At 68.6% G+C, this 15,633-nt stretch carries 15 protein-coding genes; 9 read left to right on the top strand and 6 right to left on the bottom strand.

What is annotated here, in order from left to right; all coding sequences use genetic code 11:
* Positions 1 to 155: 155 nt before the first annotated feature.
* A complete protein-coding gene (locus ASF52_RS17285; protein ID WP_056174581.1) occupies positions 156 to 1,934 on the top strand; it encodes an ABC transporter ATP-binding protein in 1,779 nt (592 codons plus the stop codon).
* A gap of 54 nt (positions 1,935 to 1,988) precedes the next feature.
* Here the strand turns inward: ASF52_RS17285 and ASF52_RS17280 are convergent, their stop codons facing one another.
* The 3 genes from ASF52_RS17280 to ASF52_RS17270 form a co-directional block, all read right to left on the bottom strand.
* The gene (locus ASF52_RS17280) at positions 1,989 to 2,264 is read right to left on the bottom strand and encodes a hypothetical protein (RefSeq protein WP_156398822.1); all 276 of its coding nucleotides are present in this window, start codon (positions 2,262 to 2,264) and stop codon (positions 1,989 to 1,991) included.
* A 164-nt stretch (positions 2,265 to 2,428) separates the two neighbouring features.
* Positions 2,429 to 2,902 carry a response regulator gene (locus ASF52_RS17275; protein WP_056174577.1) on the bottom strand — a complete coding sequence of 158 codons (474 nt, stop codon included), beginning with the start codon at positions 2,900 to 2,902 and terminating at the stop codon, positions 2,429 to 2,431.
* Entirely contained in the window at positions 2,899 to 4,014 is a 1,116-nt protein-coding gene (locus ASF52_RS17270) for a sensor histidine kinase (RefSeq protein ID WP_056174575.1), read from the bottom strand. The genes ASF52_RS17275 and ASF52_RS17270 overlap by 4 nt, the downstream gene beginning before the upstream one ends.
* A gap of 182 nt (positions 4,015 to 4,196) precedes the next feature.
* Between ASF52_RS17270 and ASF52_RS17265 the strand changes: the two genes are divergently transcribed.
* The 4 genes from ASF52_RS17265 (at position 4,197) to ASF52_RS17255 (ending at position 8,094) form a co-directional block, all read left to right on the top strand.
* Positions 4,197 to 4,616, top strand: coding sequence for a hypothetical protein (locus tag ASF52_RS17265; protein ID WP_056174573.1), 420 nt, complete (start codon positions 4,197 to 4,199; stop codon positions 4,614 to 4,616).
* A gap of 270 nt (positions 4,617 to 4,886) precedes the next feature.
* Positions 4,887 to 5,342, top strand: coding sequence for a hypothetical protein (locus tag ASF52_RS22715; RefSeq protein ID WP_156630189.1), 456 nt, complete (start codon positions 4,887 to 4,889; stop codon positions 5,340 to 5,342).
* Positions 5,343 to 5,899: 557 nt separating this feature from the next.
* Complete coding sequence (locus ASF52_RS17260; protein ID WP_244473851.1) at positions 5,900 to 6,853, top strand: hypothetical protein; 954 nt, start codon at positions 5,900 to 5,902, stop codon at positions 6,851 to 6,853.
* 53 nt (positions 6,854 to 6,906) lie between these two features.
* Complete coding sequence (locus ASF52_RS17255; RefSeq protein WP_244473850.1) at positions 6,907 to 8,094, top strand: hypothetical protein; 1,188 nt, start codon at positions 6,907 to 6,909, stop codon at positions 8,092 to 8,094.
* 115 nt (positions 8,095 to 8,209) lie between these two features.
* On the opposite strand, the gene ASF52_RS17250 is transcribed toward ASF52_RS17255, so the two are convergent.
* From ASF52_RS17250 to ASF52_RS17240, 3 genes are read right to left on the bottom strand one after another with little or no spacing between them, the layout of a single operon-like run.
* The gene (locus ASF52_RS17250) at positions 8,210 to 9,628 is read right to left on the bottom strand and encodes an O-antigen ligase family protein (RefSeq protein WP_244473849.1); all 1,419 of its coding nucleotides are present in this window, start codon (positions 9,626 to 9,628) and stop codon (positions 8,210 to 8,212) included.
* Complete coding sequence (locus tag ASF52_RS17245) at positions 9,625 to 10,581, bottom strand: glycosyltransferase family 2 protein (RefSeq protein WP_056174571.1); 957 nt, start codon at positions 10,579 to 10,581, stop codon at positions 9,625 to 9,627. The genes ASF52_RS17250 and ASF52_RS17245 overlap by 4 nt, the downstream gene beginning before the upstream one ends.
* A complete protein-coding gene (locus ASF52_RS17240; RefSeq protein ID WP_244473848.1) occupies positions 10,578 to 11,639 on the bottom strand; it encodes an endo-1,4-beta-xylanase in 1,062 nt (353 codons plus the stop codon). Before ASF52_RS17240 ends, ASF52_RS17245 begins: the two co-directional genes overlap by 4 nt.
* Positions 11,640 to 11,887: 248 nt before the next feature.
* Between ASF52_RS17240 and ASF52_RS17235 the strand changes: the two genes are divergently transcribed.
* From ASF52_RS17235 to ASF52_RS17225, 4 genes are all read left to right on the top strand, one after another.
* A complete protein-coding gene (locus ASF52_RS17235; protein ID WP_056174568.1) occupies positions 11,888 to 13,249 on the top strand; it encodes a lipopolysaccharide biosynthesis protein in 1,362 nt (453 codons plus the stop codon).
* A gap of 77 nt (positions 13,250 to 13,326) precedes the next feature.
* Positions 13,327 to 14,283 (top strand): DUF6492 family protein, encoded by a 957-nt coding sequence (locus tag ASF52_RS17230; RefSeq protein WP_056174566.1) that lies wholly within the window; start codon positions 13,327 to 13,329, stop codon positions 14,281 to 14,283.
* A gap of 201 nt (positions 14,284 to 14,484) precedes the next feature.
* Positions 14,485 to 14,634 carry a hypothetical protein gene (locus tag ASF52_RS22885; RefSeq protein ID WP_162238659.1) on the top strand — a complete coding sequence of 50 codons (150 nt, stop codon included), beginning with the start codon at positions 14,485 to 14,487 and terminating at the stop codon, positions 14,632 to 14,634.
* Positions 14,621 to 15,463, top strand: a complete 843-nt coding sequence (locus tag ASF52_RS17225) for a polysaccharide deacetylase family protein (protein WP_056174564.1) — start codon at positions 14,621 to 14,623, stop codon at positions 15,461 to 15,463. The genes ASF52_RS22885 and ASF52_RS17225 overlap by 14 nt, the downstream gene beginning before the upstream one ends.
* The last annotated feature ends 170 nt before the right edge of the window (positions 15,464 to 15,633 follow it).

Raw genomic sequence — 15,633 nt, 5'->3', positions numbered from 1 at the left:
GCCAGCCGCTTCGGCTGCCAGATCTGACGTCAGCCGCGCGCCCGAGGGCGCCCCGCTTCCGTCTGTCGCCCCTTCTCTGATCCTTTTGTCCGCCGCCGGTTTCGCACCGTGCCGCGGCCTCCGGAACGACGCGCGATCCGCGTCGCGAGGTTCCCATGTCTGTTCGTCACCAGCGCGAAAGCGCCTATCGGGCGGTCCTCGCCTTCGTGTTCCGCCGATGGCGCGCGCGGCTCGGCCTCGTCGCCGGCCTCGTCGCGGCCATCACCTGTGCCACCCTCGCGGACGTGTTCCTGCCGCTCTACGCCGGTCGCCTCGTCGATGCCCTCGCGGGGGACGACCGCGACGCGGCCCTCGCGGCGGCGTTGCCGGCCTTCGCCGCCATGGCGGCCCTGGGTGCGGTCCATATCGGCCTGCGCCACGTCGCATGGGCCCTCGTGGTGCCGCTCACCCTCGGCACCATGGCGGACGTGGCGCGGGCCGGCTTCCACCGGGTCCAGCGCCTGTCGACGGACTGGCACGCCAACAGCTTCTCCGGCTCGACGGTCCGCAAGATCTCGCGGGGGATGTGGGCCCTCGACGGGCTCAACGACACCCTGCTACTCGCCCTGCTGCCCTCCGTGGTGGTGCTGCTCGGCACCATGGTGCTCCTCGGCTGGCACTGGCCCGCCATGGGGGCGGTCATCGGGCTCGGCACCCTGGCCTATGTCGGCACCGCCATCGGCCTCGCCACCAAAGTGATCGCCCCGGCGGCGCAACTCTCCAACGGCTGGGACACCCGGCTCGGCGGCACCCTGTCCGACGCCATCGGGAACAACGCCGTGGTGAAGGCCTTCGGCGCCGAGGGCCGGGAGGATGCGCGCCTCGCGCACATCCTGGGCAAGTGGCACAAGCGCACCCGCCGCACCTGGATGCGGGTGACCTGGAGCGTCACCGCGCAACTCGGCCTTCTGCTCGCCCTGCGCACCGCCATCGTGGGCGTCGCCCTGTGGCTGTGGTGGACGAAGGCCGCCACGCCCGGCGATGTCGCCTACGTGCTCACCACCTACTTCGTGGTGCACGGCTACCTCGGCGACATCGGCCAGCACATCAACCACCTCCAGCGGGCGGTGAACGAAATGGAGGAACTCGTCGCCCTCGATTCAGAGCCCTACGGCGTCGCCGACCGGCCCGGCGCGACGGGGCTCTCGGTGACGGGCGGGGCGCTGCGGTTCGAGGCGGTGACGTTCCACTATGCCGGGCACGCCGCGCCGCTCTACCGCGACCTCTCGGTGACGATTCCCCCCGGACAGCGGGTCGGTCTGGTGGGGCGCTCGGGATCGGGCAAGACCACTTTCGTCAAGTTGGTGCAGCGGCTCTACGACGTCACCGGCGGGCGGATCCGCATCGACGGCATCGACATCGCCGATGTCACCCAAGCCTCGTTGCGCGAGAATATCGCCATCGTGCCGCAGGAGCCGGTGCTGTTCCACCGGTCGCTTTCCGAGAACATCGCCTACGCGCGGCCGGGCGCTTCCGCCGAGGCCATCGAGCGGGCGGCGCGGCTCGCCAACGCGCACGACTTCATCGCCCGGTTGCCGAAGGGCTACGGCACCCTGGTCGGCGAGCGCGGCGTGAAGCTGTCGGGCGGCGAGCGCCAGCGGGTGGCGCTGGCCCGCGCCTTCCTGGCCGATGCGCCGATCCTCATCCTCGACGAGGCGACCTCGAGCCTCGATTCGGAATCGGAGGCCCTGATCCAGCAGGCGATGGAGCGGCTCATGCGCGGGCGCACCGCCATCGTCATCGCCCACCGGCTCTCCACGGTCCGGTCCCTCGACCGCATCCTGGTGTTCGACCGCGGCCGCATCGTCGAGGACGGTCCCCACGACGACCTGATCCATGAGCCGGAGGGCCGGTACCGCGCGCTGTTCGAGACCCAAGCGGCCGTGCGTGCGTGAGGACGGTGCCTCACCTTACGGCGACGGGCGATGCCCCGGCCTGCGGATCGGCGGTCACTTGTCCGGGTGTTCGCAGCGATGGGCACGGCCCTCGGCCGAGACGTAGGCGATCCGGCCGCCCGTCGCCCGGCACTCGGCCGCCCGGGCGTCCATCACCCACTTGTCGGCCAAGGCGAGGCTGAGGGGCACCAGGGTCACGAGGCCGAGGAACACCGCCACCGCCGCGATGGCCCATCCGGTTCCGCGCGGCGGATCGGGAAAGGCCGGCCGCTCCGCCGGGGCGGGGAACAGGAAGGCGAGGGTCGTGAGCCCGAGGAGGGTGGCACTCATGGGGGCACTCATGCGTGGCACGCGCGGGACGTCGCCCTTCGGCGTCGCGTGCGGTCAGGCCCCCGACCATAGCGGTTCGCACGGATGTTGGCAGGCGACCATGGGAAGCAGCGGGCAGTCGAGCGGTCGGGCCCCCGCTGGCGATCGCATCCGCCGGGGAGGGCTCAGGCCGGGCTGTCGGCCTGGAACCCCGTCCCTTTGCCGGACGGCGAGCGCAGGGAGGCCTGGCAGGTGCAGCCGGGCCGCATACAGGGCTCGGACCCCTTCTGTGCCAGCTCGCCGCAAATCAGCAGACGATGCAGCAGGTGTTCCATCGGACCCTGCTGGTAGGGCTTCTGCAGGACCGGGACACCCTGGTAGGCCCGCTCCAGCCCCTGCGTGCCGTAGCCCGTGGCGAACAGGAACGGCAGGCTGCGCTCGAACAGCACGTCGGCGATGGGGTAGCTCCGGGCCTCGCCGAGGTTCACGTCGAGCACGGCGGCATCGAACGTCTCGGTGCGGGCGAGCGCCAGGGCCTTGTCGAGGCGCATGGCGAGAACGACCTCGCAGCCGAGGTCCATCAGCATGTCCTCGGCCAGCATGGCGACGAGGCTTTCGTCCTCGACCAGAAGGACGCGGCGTCCATTCAGCACCGTCATGGGGCGGTCTGCCCGGTGATCACGTCCTGTCCCATCCACCCCAACGCGGTCAGGGGCACTTCGAGCCTGCACACCACCCCTGCGACACGATACTCGATCTCGGCCCGCCCATCGAATTCAAGGGGCAATTGGCGCTCGATCAGCCGCGAGCCGAAGCCCTTGCGGGCCGGGGCCGCGACTTCGGGGCCGCCCTGTTCCTCCCACAGCAGGTCGAGTCGTTGTCGGTCGTCCGCCATGGGTTCGAGGGACCAGGTGACGTGGACGCGGCCCTCGGGAACCGACAGCGCGCCGTACTTCGCCGCATTGGTCATCAGTTCGTGCAGGGCCATGGACAGGGTCACCGCCACCTTCGGATGAAGCCGGGCATCCGGCCCGTCCATCCGAAACCGGTCAACGTCGACCTCGGCGAGAAGATGGGGCGCTAGGGCGCGCGTGACCACGCTGCGCAGGCTGGCGCTCTCCCAATTGTCCGCCACGAGGACGTTGTGGGCCGTGGACAGGGCCGCCATCCGGGCGTCGAACACCGTGCGGGCGCCGACCTCGGCCAGGCCCCGGAACGTCTGCGCGGCGATGGACTGCACCGTCGCCAGGGTGTTCTTCACCCGGTGGTTGAGCTCGTTGAGGAGCAGGCGCTGGCGCTCGGCCGCCGCCTTCTCCTCGCTGATGTCGCGCACCTCGATGATGGTGCCGATGATGTTCGCCGAGTCGTCGCGGATCGGGCTGGCGGTGAAGCCGACGGGATAGAAATGCCCGTCGGCGTGGACGAACACCTCCTCGCCCCGCTCGTGGTTGTTCTGGGGGAACGCCCGGTCGATGGCGCATTCCGCGAGGGGGAACGGCCGGCCGTCTGGATAGGTGTGGTGCACGATGTCGTGAAGCGGGCAATCGCGCGCGAGCACCTCGGCCAGGGTGAAGCCGGTCAACTGCTCGGCGGCGCGGTTCATGTAGACGCAGTGTTGGCGGTCATCCATGAGGAAGATCGACACCGAGGCGTTGTTGAGCACCGCATTCAGCCGGCGCTCCGTCTCGAACAACTGGTCGCCGCGCCGCAGGGTCGCGAGCGAAGCCGCAGCCAGGGCGGACGATTGCAGGGGCTGCCGGGATTGCGGCACGGCTGGATCCTTCGCACGGAACGGGTGCCAACGCCGTGCACTGCCGGATGGTTCGCGTCAACGCTGCGCGTGTTCCGGGACCCGCCTCCCGCAGCTTCGCCATCCGGCGCCACAGGCGGGACGGAACGGTCTCGCGTCTGGCGGGTTGTTGCATCAATCCTCACAACTCTGGGAACTCTCGCATGCGCAAGCTCGCACTCGCCGCGACGGCCGTCCTCGGTCTCGGCCTCCTCGCCGCCGCCCCCGCCGAAGCCCGCGGCTACGGTTACGGTGGTGGCTACGGTCACGGCGGTTACGGTCACGGCGGCGGTTATGGCCGTGGATATGGCGGCGGCTACGGTCGCTACGGTGGCGGCTATGGCCGTGGTTACGGACGGCGCGGCATCGGAACCGGCGCGGCCGTGGGCCTCGGCATCGCCGGTCTCGCAGCGGGCGCCATTGCGGCGGGCGCCTACGGCGGCGGGTATGGCGGCGGCTACGGTTACCCGGCCTATGGCGGGTATTCCTACGGCGGCCCGCGCGCGGTCGGTTACGGCTACGCCCCCGCCTATGGCTACGCTCCGGCCTACGGCTACGGCGGCGGTGGCTATTACGGCTACTGAACGTCCGACAACATTCCATGAAAGGGGGGTCGCCGAAAGGCGGCCCTTTTTTCGTTACGGGTTGATGGGTTCGACCGGCCGAGGCAGTGCCGCGGGACGGCAACCTGCACGCAATGGTGTGGCGAGCGTCGTGCGATCCAGCGCGAACGTTGTCCTGTAGACGGGCTCTGTGCTCAGACCGTTGGGTTCGCTGGAACGCAAGCCGTCATGCAAATAGGCGTCTGACGCAAGGGTACGAATACGTTCGCTTTACAACGCCTATCGAACCTGATGGCACTGAGACACGATCGTGTCTGGCCCACCCTGCACGGTGTTGGTTCACTCGATGACGACTATTTGTTTTTTCTTTCAAGGCTGACGCCCGGAAGTATAGTCTTCACCGAAAGGCGTACGATGGCGCGCTGTGGGTATCCTGGCCTAAGTAGAAAATTCCTCTCAATGCGATGTTGTTTCGAGCATAAAAATGTGAGCATTTCGACGCGACGAATATTTCCTGTGGCAGGTGCCGAAAAAATGAACCAGGACAGCCGCGCTCATGCCTGGGGAATCAAAGCAAGTTTTTCGTTGGTTTGTCTTCTTATCGTTCTATCCGTTGCTTCGTTGGTCTCGGTTTTGATTTTTCTAGTCATCGAAGCCACCGATCGTGTGATCGAAACGTATGTCCTGCCCATTCTCATCGAAGAAGATCAGGGATTTTTCGTCGACACGCACACCGATGCATCCTGACAGCTTTCCAGGCGTTCCACCGGATATTCGGAATTTGGCCTGGGTACTCGGTTGGGCACGCAAGGATATCCCGGTGACGATGAGGTAAACAGGTCTCGGCCAACGCCTCCCATGATCGCGCACGATCCCATCGTGGCCGGCGTTGCGCCGCGGACCCCGCCCCATGCGGCATTCCCCCTGATCGTTCGCTGCCCCCCTCAAGCCACCTCCGCGAAGGCTGCACCGTCGGACCGTTTGTCGACGGTCCGACGCGCTCCGACACGTCCGCGCGGTGTCCGGATTCAATGATCGCGGGCCGGAACGCCGGGAGAGTTTGCCGCGATCGGCGATAGGGGCCGCGGCAAACCTTCGATAGGCAGGGTCTTCGTCCGATCGAACCGCTTCGCCAAGGGCCCGGACCGGTCCCGCGCTGCCTTCGGGTCCGGGGCGTCCCAGTTGGCTTGGCCGGGTATGACGCCGCCATCGGCGCGACGCCCGCCCTAACCAAGTGTTAGCGACCGGTATTCTAAGGGAGGATCATCCAACGTGGCAGATCCTTTCGAAAAGGAAGCACGGCCATGACTTCGTCCTCCCCGGAATCGGAACCCGCGCCGGGTCCGGGCGCGGGTTCCGTACCGGTGGCGCCGCGTCCGGGTGCTCTGCGCTGCCGCCCCATCGAGGAAACCGATCTCGACACCGTGGTCGGTTTGCTCGCGGCCGGCTTTCCCGAACGGACGCAGGCGTACTGGCGCGACGGCCTCGCCCGTCACGTCGCGCGGGGCGTGCCGGACGGGGTTCCGCGCTACGGGTATCTCCTCGATCACGACGGGGTGGCGGTCGGCGTGCTGCTGACGCTCTACACGCGCATCGCCGATGCGACCGGCTCCCACCTGCGCTGCAACCTGTCGAGCTGGTACGTCGATCCGAAGTTCCGCGCGGCGGCGACGCTCCTCGACGGGCGGGCGATGCAGGACAAGTCGGTGACCTATCTCAACATCTCCGCGTCCGTGCACACGCGTGCGATCCACGAGGCGCGCGGCTTCCGGGCCTTCGTGCGCGGGCAGCTGCTGGCGATGCCCAGCCTGAGCCGCTCGCAGCGGGGGCGACGGGTGGAGCTTTTCTCCGAGGGCCATGCGGGAATCCTGTCGCCCCGGGAGCGCGGACTCGCACTGGACCATGCCGGCTACGGCTCCCTCGTCCTCGTGTGCCGCGACGCCACGACGGCGCGGGCCGTCGTCCTGCAGCCGCATCGAATCAAGGCCGTGCCACGCTGGCCCGCGAGCCCGACCCTGGCGTGTTATCAGATCGTCTTTGCGCCCGAGCCGGACACGCTGGCGGCATGGCTCGGCGCGATCGGGCGGTACCTGTTGCTTCGGCACGGCGTCCTGTTCGTGATGCTCGATGCCAACGGCCCGCTGCCGGGCGTGGTCGGCCGCTACCTTCACGGGCGCGAACCCCGCTACGCCCGCGGGCCGCACCCCGTTCCGATCGGCGACCTGAGCTACACCGAGCGCGTGCTGTTCGGCGCGTGAGCGCGGCCCCCCGCCCCATCGGGCACGGTTCAACCCCCAACCGCGAGCGATCCGTGACCCTGCCTCCGTCGCCCGCCGATGCCTTCGCGGCGTCGTCCGAGCCTGTGCCCCATCGGTCGGCCACACCGGTCGCGAGCCTGCACCTGCTCGGAGCGGGACACCCGCCCTGCGGCATCGGTGATTTCAGCCAGCTTCTCCTCGACACGCTGCGGGCGGCCGAGCCCGGCGTGCACAACGCTCTGACCATCGAGCCCCGCCAGTTCCGGCTCGCCGAAACCTGGGCCGCCATCGACCGCGCGGATGCGGTGGTGACGAATTTCCCCGTCGTCGCCTGGAAGCGGGCCTTGTTCGGGCCCCTCGCGGTCTACGCCCTGGCCAAGCTGCGCCGGCGCGCCTGCCTCACGATCCTGCACGAATGGGCCGGACTGCACCGGCTGCGCCGCCTGGTGCTCCGGCCGCTGCTGCTCCTGTCCGACACGATCTTCCTCGTCTCGCCGCAGGTGCGCGAGGAGCTCGCCGCCGATCCCCTCGTGGGGTTCCTGGCGCGGCGCGCCGCCCTGATGCCGGTGCCGCCGAATCTGAGCCGCCCGGCCGGCATCGCCGACAGCCCCCTGCGCCAGCGCCTCCTCGCCGCCCGGCGGGCGGGCCGCGTCGTCCTCGGCCATTTCGGGTCGATCTACCCGGGCAAGCAGCCGGAGGCGGTCCTCGACATCGCGGCGGCCCTCGCGGCGCGGGGCGAAGACCCCCTCCTCGTGTTCATCGGATCCTTCATCAAGGCCTCGGACGGCATCGAGGGCGTCTTCGATGCCAAGGTCGCCGCACTCGGGCTGGAGGACGCGGTCGTCGTCTCGGGCTACGTCGCCTCGGCGGAGGAACTGTTCGGCCTGTTCGAGACCGTCGACGCCTTCGCGTACGTCCTGCCCGAGGGGCTGACGGCGCGGCGCGCCAGCGTGCTCGCCTGCGTCCAGGCCGGCCGGCCCGTGGTCGTCACGGCACCGATGCGCGCCGACGAGTTCGATCATCATCCCCGCTACCGTGAACTCCTCGCGGCGGGCGCGATCCTGCCTGTCCCGCGCGGGGCGCCGGCGGAGGCCTACGCGGAGGCGGTGCTCGGGGGGCGCGCCCGTCCGACCCGATTGCCGGAGATCGACCGCGCCGCCTGGTTCCGGGACGCGGCGGACGGCCTGCGGGCGCGAATGCCGGACCGTGGCCGCCGGCGGCTCGGCGCGCCGGAGACCTGATGCTCAGGGCCCTACGACGAGACCGGCCGCGAGGACGCCTGGCTTAGTATCGTGTTGCAATCTTGGGATCGCGGGATCCTGATATCCAAGGACCCGGCTGGCGCCGGCTCCGCGTTCACCGGCGCGTTCGGAAGCGGGCCAGATAGTGAAGCCCGAACACCGCGAACAGGAACATGAGCCAGATCGGGTCGCCACGATCGAAGAAGAAGCTTTCCATGGTCGAAAGCAGCAGCCCGAACAACCAGATCTGCAGGAACATCGTGGCGAACGGCCCGGCATTTCCGGTTTCCGTCTGCAGCCGGTGATAGTTGCGCAGCGGGCCGATCACGAAGACCAGCACTAGAAGCACGAGGCCGATGGCGCCGAGGGTCAGGGTGGTGTCGAGGTAGCCGTTGTGGCTGTGGCTGGCGTACCCGGCCCAGGTGGCGCCGTCGTCCGAGAGGTCGCGCAGGGTCTGGGTGCCCCAGAATGCCGCGAAGCCGTGGCCGGCTATGGGGCGCGCAGCGATACTCTCGATAACGAACCGCCAGATGTCCGTCCGGCCCGTGAAGGTCGCGTCGATGGGCAATGCGCCAACGATCGACGCGATGGCATCGCTCATCACCGTCCCGACGGTGAACAGGTTCATCAGCACGATCGGTCCGACCGTGATCAGCAGGCGCCCGCGAAAGCTCCGAATCGCCGCGAAGGCCCCGGTCAGCACGAACACCAGGAGGCTGAGCGCGAAGGCGCTCTTGCCCTCCGAGCCCACCAGGAACACGCAGGCAAGGCCGAGGATCGCGAGACCGGAGACGCGCCCTCCGGTCCGCATCACCGCGAGGCCGACGAACAGCAACATCGCCATCACGGCGGCCGCGGCGTTCTTGTGGCCGAAGGCGCCGCGCCAGTTGCCGACGAGGGCGGGTTCCATGAGGTCGCGCGGCTGGTGGATCGCGAGATCGGGGGCGACCACCAATCCGACGTAGCAGACCGTGAGGAGGCCGAGGGTCGCGACGGCCAGGAGCGTGCGGAACTCCGCCCGGGTCTGCGCCAGGAGCGGAAGGCTCGCGGTCAGCAGCATCACCGCCGCGGTCAGCGCCAGTCGTTTCATCGAGGTGGTGGGATCCTGGGACAGGATCACGCTCAGGGCCAGCCAACCGACGAGGGCGACGTGCGTCGGCAGGACCAGCGAGGCCAGTGCCCGGCCGTGGTCGCGTACCACGAGCAGGAAGCCCGCGAGGGCCAGGAGGCCGTAGGTGGCGTAGGTGACGGTCTCCTGCCCGGTCACGAGGTCCGCCGCGTCGAGGCGCGACAGGTCCGCGAACGGCTTCAGCGTGATCCAGGCGAGCAGGAGCGTCGCCAGGAACACCGTTTGGCGGAGCAGGCGCGGCACGGAGAGATTCGCGATGCGCTCGTGCAGGTGCTTGGCCATGTCGGACGCCGACACCGCCGCCTCGCCGGGCACGGCCGCATCGGCCCGGGCGTGGTGAGTGTCGCACCCGCGGCGCCCCTCGGACGCGTCACGCTGGCCGAATGCGGGCCGCGTAACGTTCATTTGGGCGTGGCCGCGCGATAGGGCTGAGGCTCGATGCCGATGCTGGCGAGGCATCGCCCCACCGCAACGGCAATGGGATGAAGTGCGAAGGTCAGCTGGCGGGTCTTGGCAAGGATGCGAAGGCTACGCCCCACCGAAAGGCTCAGGATCACCGCGGATTTCATCGCGATGACGACCCCTCCGATCCCGCCCAGCCTGTGCTTGCGGTCGATCCTGTAGTTGATCGCACCGATTCGGAGGCCCCGCGCCGCGAGCCATCGCAAGGTCGTACGGGCGACGGGGACGGTCTCGCTGATCACGGCCTCCTGCTCCCATTGGAATTGGATACCGGCTCGCCGGGCCCGCATGAAGAAGTCGGTGTCGCCGCCACCGAGGAAATTGTAGGCGACGTCGAAGGCCGGCAGCCCGAGCCGCACGAAAGTCGAGCGGGCGATCAGGCAGTTGCCGCTGCCGTAGATCACAGGGACCGGGCCGCTGGTGTCGAAGGCCGGGCGAAAGGCCGGATGGCGCGCGAGGGCGGGCGGGCCGCCCTGCGCGATCTGCGGCATGACCGGACCGCCGACGACGCCCGCGCCGGTGCGCTCGGCGGTCGCCACCATGGCTTCGAGCCAGGTCGGCTCGGCCCATTCGTCGTCGTCGATCATCAGAAAGAACCGGGCCGCCGGGTAGGCCCCGAGGGCGGTGCCGAAGGCCGCGTTGATCGCGTGGCAATTGCCTTGCGCGTGTTCGACCAGAGCGAGCCCGCGCAGGCGGCCGGACGCGAAGTACGCCTCCGCCACGTCAGCCCCCTGCCGCGCCCCGGCGTCGTTCTCGACGACGACGACGGCGAAGGGGCGACGGGTGGTCTGCGCGACCAGGGAATCGAGGGTCCGTGCGAGCCAGTCCGGGCGACGGAAGGTCGGAACGCACACGACGATGTCGATGGCGGTATCCACGGCGCGGTTCGGGCTCACGCGGCACTCCGGGTGAAGTCTTCGAGGACGGCCATCAAGGGCTTCGGCCGCATGGTCGCGTCGAGGGGGAGCGGCCGGTTCGGCAATCCGTCGGACCGGGTGAAGTAGCTCGGCACCCAGGTGTAGCGGTCGCTGATGCCCCAGGTGAGGATCGCGCTCGGCGGCACGACCTCGTGCACCGCGGCGAGGAACGTCCGGGCCGTCTCGGCTACGCGCCGGTCGCGGGTTTCCACGTCGCCGGGAAGGCTGGCGTCGATCACGTCGAGCTCCGTCACGAGAACATCGAGGTTCATGGCACGGATCTCACGAAGAAAAGCTTGCAGTCCGTCCCGGTCGATCCGGCGATCGGCGAAGAGGTGCGCCTGGAGACCGATGGCGTGGAGCGGCACGCCGGACTCGACCAGGCGGCGCGCGATTCGCAGCAGGGCGGCGCGCCGGCCCTCGAAGCGCGCCCCGACGTATTCAAGATCGTACTCGTTGAGGACGAGGCGGGCGGCCGGATCGGCCGCGGCGGCGGCGCGGAACGCGATGGGGATGTAATCCGCCCCCAAAGTGTTGCTCCAGACGAAGGGGCGCAGGTCGCCGGCCGCGGCGGGGTCGTCCGGAACCGCCTCGTTCACCACGTCCCAGGAGGTGATCAGTCCGGCGTAGCGCGAGACCACCCGCTCGATGTGCTGCGTCAGCACCCGCTCGGCTTCGGCCCGGGAGGTGATCGCGTCGGTCCAAGCCGGCATGGCGCCGTACCATGCGAGGGTGTGTCCGCGCAGTCCGATGCCGAGCCGGCTCGCGAACGCCGCGATGCGGTCGGCATCGGCGAAGTCGAAGGTCTCGCGGTTCGGTCGGATCACCGGCCATTTCAAGCTGCCTTCCGGCACGATCAGGCGGCACCGCTCGGCGAGGGCCTGGGCATAGGCCGGGTCGTTCGCCAGCGCATCGCCCCGTACGGCGGCCCCGTAAGTGGCGCGCACCGATTCGATGCGGGCTGGCCCCCCCGGGGCCGCGCGGGCCGACGGATCGCGGGCGAGCAGGCCCGATCCGGCCAATGCGCCAGCGATCATCGTCCGCCGTGTGGGACGGAACTGTGTCATCGTGAAACCTCGGTGGCTTCCAAGCCGACGGAACTGCAAGTTCGGGTCCGAGACGTCGTGCCGGGGAAATCAGGCGGGGGAAATCAGGCGGGGGAAATCAGGCGGGGGAAATCAGGCGGGGAATGTCGAGCCGGGGCGGCCACCCCTCCCCGCGGTACCCGGCACGCGCTCGATCGGAGCAGAGATATCCTGGCACGGCGCCTGCGGACATCCGGCCCATGACCGCCACCCTGTCTCACAATCCGACACTGGCCGGGCCCGCCGTACCGCCTGGCCGTCCCATCCCGGGACAAAATCCCATTCCGGGGCAGGGTCCCGGATCTGGACGTCGCGCACTGTCCCGGTTCGCGACGCACCGGGGTGCCGTTCTCGGCTACTTCCAGCTGCTGGCGGGCTCCGGCGGCCGCCTCGTCCTGCAGGTGCTGTACTTCTTCCTGCTCGCCAACACCCTCAGTCTCGCCGACATGGGGGTGTTCGCCACCGTCTCGGCGGCGGGCGTTCTGATCGGATGCCTCGCCGGCTTCGGTTTCCAATCCGCGGTGATGCGCGCGGCGGCCCGACGGCGTTCGTCCCTCGGCGGCTATCTCGCCGCCTATTACGCCTGCTCCGCCCTCGCCCTGCCGATCATGCTGGCGCTGGCGGGCCTGCTCTACCTCGTGCTCTTCCGCGAGGTGATCGCGCTGCCGGGCTATCTCGCGATCATCGTGGTCGAGATCGCCCTGTGGCGCGAGATCGAGCTCCTCGTCCAGGTCAACAGCGGTCTGGGCCGATTCGGGGCCGCCTCGACCCTGGTGTCCCTGCCGGTCGGCTTTCGCGCCGCCGCGGCGGTGGCGTTCTGGGCCATGGGCGGCGGCGATGCCGAGAGGTGGAGCCTGTACTATCTCGTCGGCAACCTCGTCGCAGTCGTCGTGCTGGTGGTGGTTTTCCATCCGCGCGTCCGGATGCGCCTGCGGCCCAAGCTGGTGCGGGGCAAGCTCCGCGACGGGCTGTACTATACCCTGTCGCACTTCCTGTTCCTCTCCCAGGGCGAGATCGACAAGATCATCATCCTGTCCCTGGCGGGCGAGCGCATGGCCGGCATCTACGCCATCACCATCCGGCTCATCGATCTCACCGCGGTGCCGCTACGTCCGATGTACATGATGTACTCGCGCAAGCTCATTCAGGCCGGTCGGGTCACCAAGGCCCTGCTGCGGGAGAGCATGCGGATCGAGGTGGTGATCGCCGGCATTTCCACCGGCGGCCTCCTCGCCCTCATCGCCCTATTGTCGATCTGGCCGAACATTCTCGGCACCAACGTCTCGGCCGCCTACGGAATGCTCACGGTCGTCCTGGTGGTACCGGCAGTGCGCAACCTTCTTGAGTTCCACAGCGAACTTCTGTTCGGCTTCGGCAATCTCGGGCTGCGCGCGGCCATCACCGGCACCCTCGTGCTGATCAAGGCCCTCTCTGTTGCGGCCCTCATCACCCTGTTCCCGGCCCCCGAATCCTGGACCCTGGGGCTGAATGCGGCCTCCGCGCTGATTTACGGGCTCTCGTTCCTCGCCGTGTACGGCTTGTTGACTCGGAACGCCGCATGATGAGCGCGAGCAGGAGGCCCCCGGTCTCCGAGACGGGGCCAGCCCGAGGTTGCAGGGCGGGTTCGACGGAGGCACATATGCGCGACCAAGGCGAAGTCGCCATTCCCGGACGGCCCGAATCGGTCGGCTTGATCACCATCAGCCACCGCGGGGATCTCGATCGCTGCACCGTGCTCTTCGACAGCATCGACCGTCATATGCCGCGACGCGGCCGGCACTACGTCATCGTCGATGACGAGGACCTGCAGCTCTTTGCGCCCTGTGCCCGCGCCGATCGGCAGATCCTGCCCAAATCGCAGTTCATGCCCTCCTGGCTGCGGCCGATCTTCGGCCTGCGCTGGCGCGGGCGCCGCTACTGGTGGTCCCTCCACGGTCGGCCGGTCAGTGGCTGGCACGTCCAACAATTCGTGAAGATCGAGGCAGCACGCTCGCTCCCTGAGGCACGCTTCTGCATCATCGATTCCGATGTCTGCTTCTTCAAGGATTTCGACCTCGGCCGGATCGCGCATCCGAACCCGACGCCGTTCCATGTCCATGCAGGCGGAGTTACGGAGAATCGGCCTCGGCACAAGCTGTGGGTCGCCACCGCCGCCCGCCTCCTGGCGACGCCGGTGCCCGCCTTGCCCGCCAACGACTACATCGATCAGATCATCGTCTGGGATCAGGCCACCGTTCGGGACATGACCGCCCGGATCGAGACGGTGTCGGGCCGCGATTGGGTGGCGGCCATGTGCCGGGACCGGGATTTCTCGGAGTACATGATCTACGGCGCCTTCGTCGCGGCGTCGGCCATCGCCGGATCGCGCCACGCGGTCACGCACGAGAGTTTCACGCGGACCCACTGGGAAGCCGATGAACTGAGCCTTCCCGACATCCTCGCAATGCTGCGGACTTCGACCCCGCGCGAGCGGGCGTTCTGTATACAGTCGTTCGGCTCGACACCGATTGCGACGATTCGAGCGGCACTGAGTACGTTCTATGCCGAGGCGACGGAAAAACAGAACGATATTAAGCATAACAGCGTCGAAGTGTGAGTAAAATATCCCTGAATCAGTCAGAGAGAAAAGAGAGTTGTAAAACTATCCCACGAGTCGTGCATAATCCCGTTGGGCACCTTTAGGGTACGACTACCCCGTTGGAAAGAATGACGGTGGGGCATCTGTCCGGAACGGGACGCGGCGGCCCTGGAGTCGTCCTATTCCAGGGCAGGCTTTGTACGACGGACGGAGGGGACGGTGAATCAAATCATGGCGGCGGCAGGCGAAGCACGACTTGCCGCCTGTGACCTCTCCTTCGATACCGAAATCCTGAATCCGACGAATGCGCGATACGGCGATGACGATTTCGTCCTGCGCAGGCAGGGCGGTCCGCATGCGGCGGTCTAGCGCCATGCTTTCGGTTCTGCCCGATGGGACCGTCGAACCCGTCGCCAGCGTGCGCACGCGTCTGCAGCAGCGCCTCGCACGGCATCTGCGGACGGCCCCGGCCCTGGTCGCCCCAGATATGCCGCTGGTGAGCTTCACCTTCGACGACGCCCCGACCTGCGCCTGCACCACCGGGGCGGCGATGCTCGACGACCATGGCGCCAAGGGCACCTACTACATCTCGGGCGGGCTGATAGGCCAGCGCGACCGGTACTGGACCGTGGCGGACGACGCCGAGATCGCGGCTTTGCACACGAACGGCCATGAGATCGGCAGCCACACCTACGGTCACGCCTTCGTGCCGGGCCTGGACCGCGCCGCGCTCGTCGCCGAATCCCGCCGCAACCGCGATCGGCTGCGGGCCACCGTGCCGGGCCTGCCCCTGGAGAGCTTCGCGTTCCCCTACGGATTCGGATCGGTGACGGCCAAGCGTACCCTGGCGGGCCTCTACCGCTCGAGCCGGGGCATCGTGCCGGGCCTCAACGTCGGTCGCACGGACCTGCAGTTCCTGCGCGCGAACCCGCTCATGGAGGTCTGGACCGATCCGGCGCGGATCGCCGGGTTGATGGATGCGGCTCTGGCCCGCCGTGCCTGGCTGATCTTCTACGGACACGACGTCGTCGACCGTCCCAGTCCCTACGGATGCACGCCGGGCCTCCTCTCGGCAGCCCTGCGCCTCGCCGGGGATCGCGGCATCCCCTGCGTCACCGTCGCGGAGGGGTTGCGCCGCGCCCTCCCCGCCCCTTCGCCCGCCGACCGATCCCCGCGCCCCACGCACCCGACCCGTTAACCGGGCCGAGGTACGATGGTCGGGCCGGCCGCCCTCCTTTCCATCCGATGGTGCGCCGGTTGCGACCTCTTCGGTGAGACATCCCCCGAGAACGGCTTCCGTCCCGGAATGGGTCGGATCGGTCCGGGAATGACACCGGCAATCCGGTGCGGGACATGTTCCGCGGCCGG

It is taken from the genome of Methylobacterium sp. Leaf112, assembly GCF_001423295.1.
In the GTDB taxonomy this organism is placed as follows: domain Bacteria; phylum Pseudomonadota; class Alphaproteobacteria; order Rhizobiales; family Beijerinckiaceae; genus Methylobacterium.
Note: the sequence above shows the minus strand (reverse complement) of the source record. Positions and strands in the feature narration are given on the sequence as shown.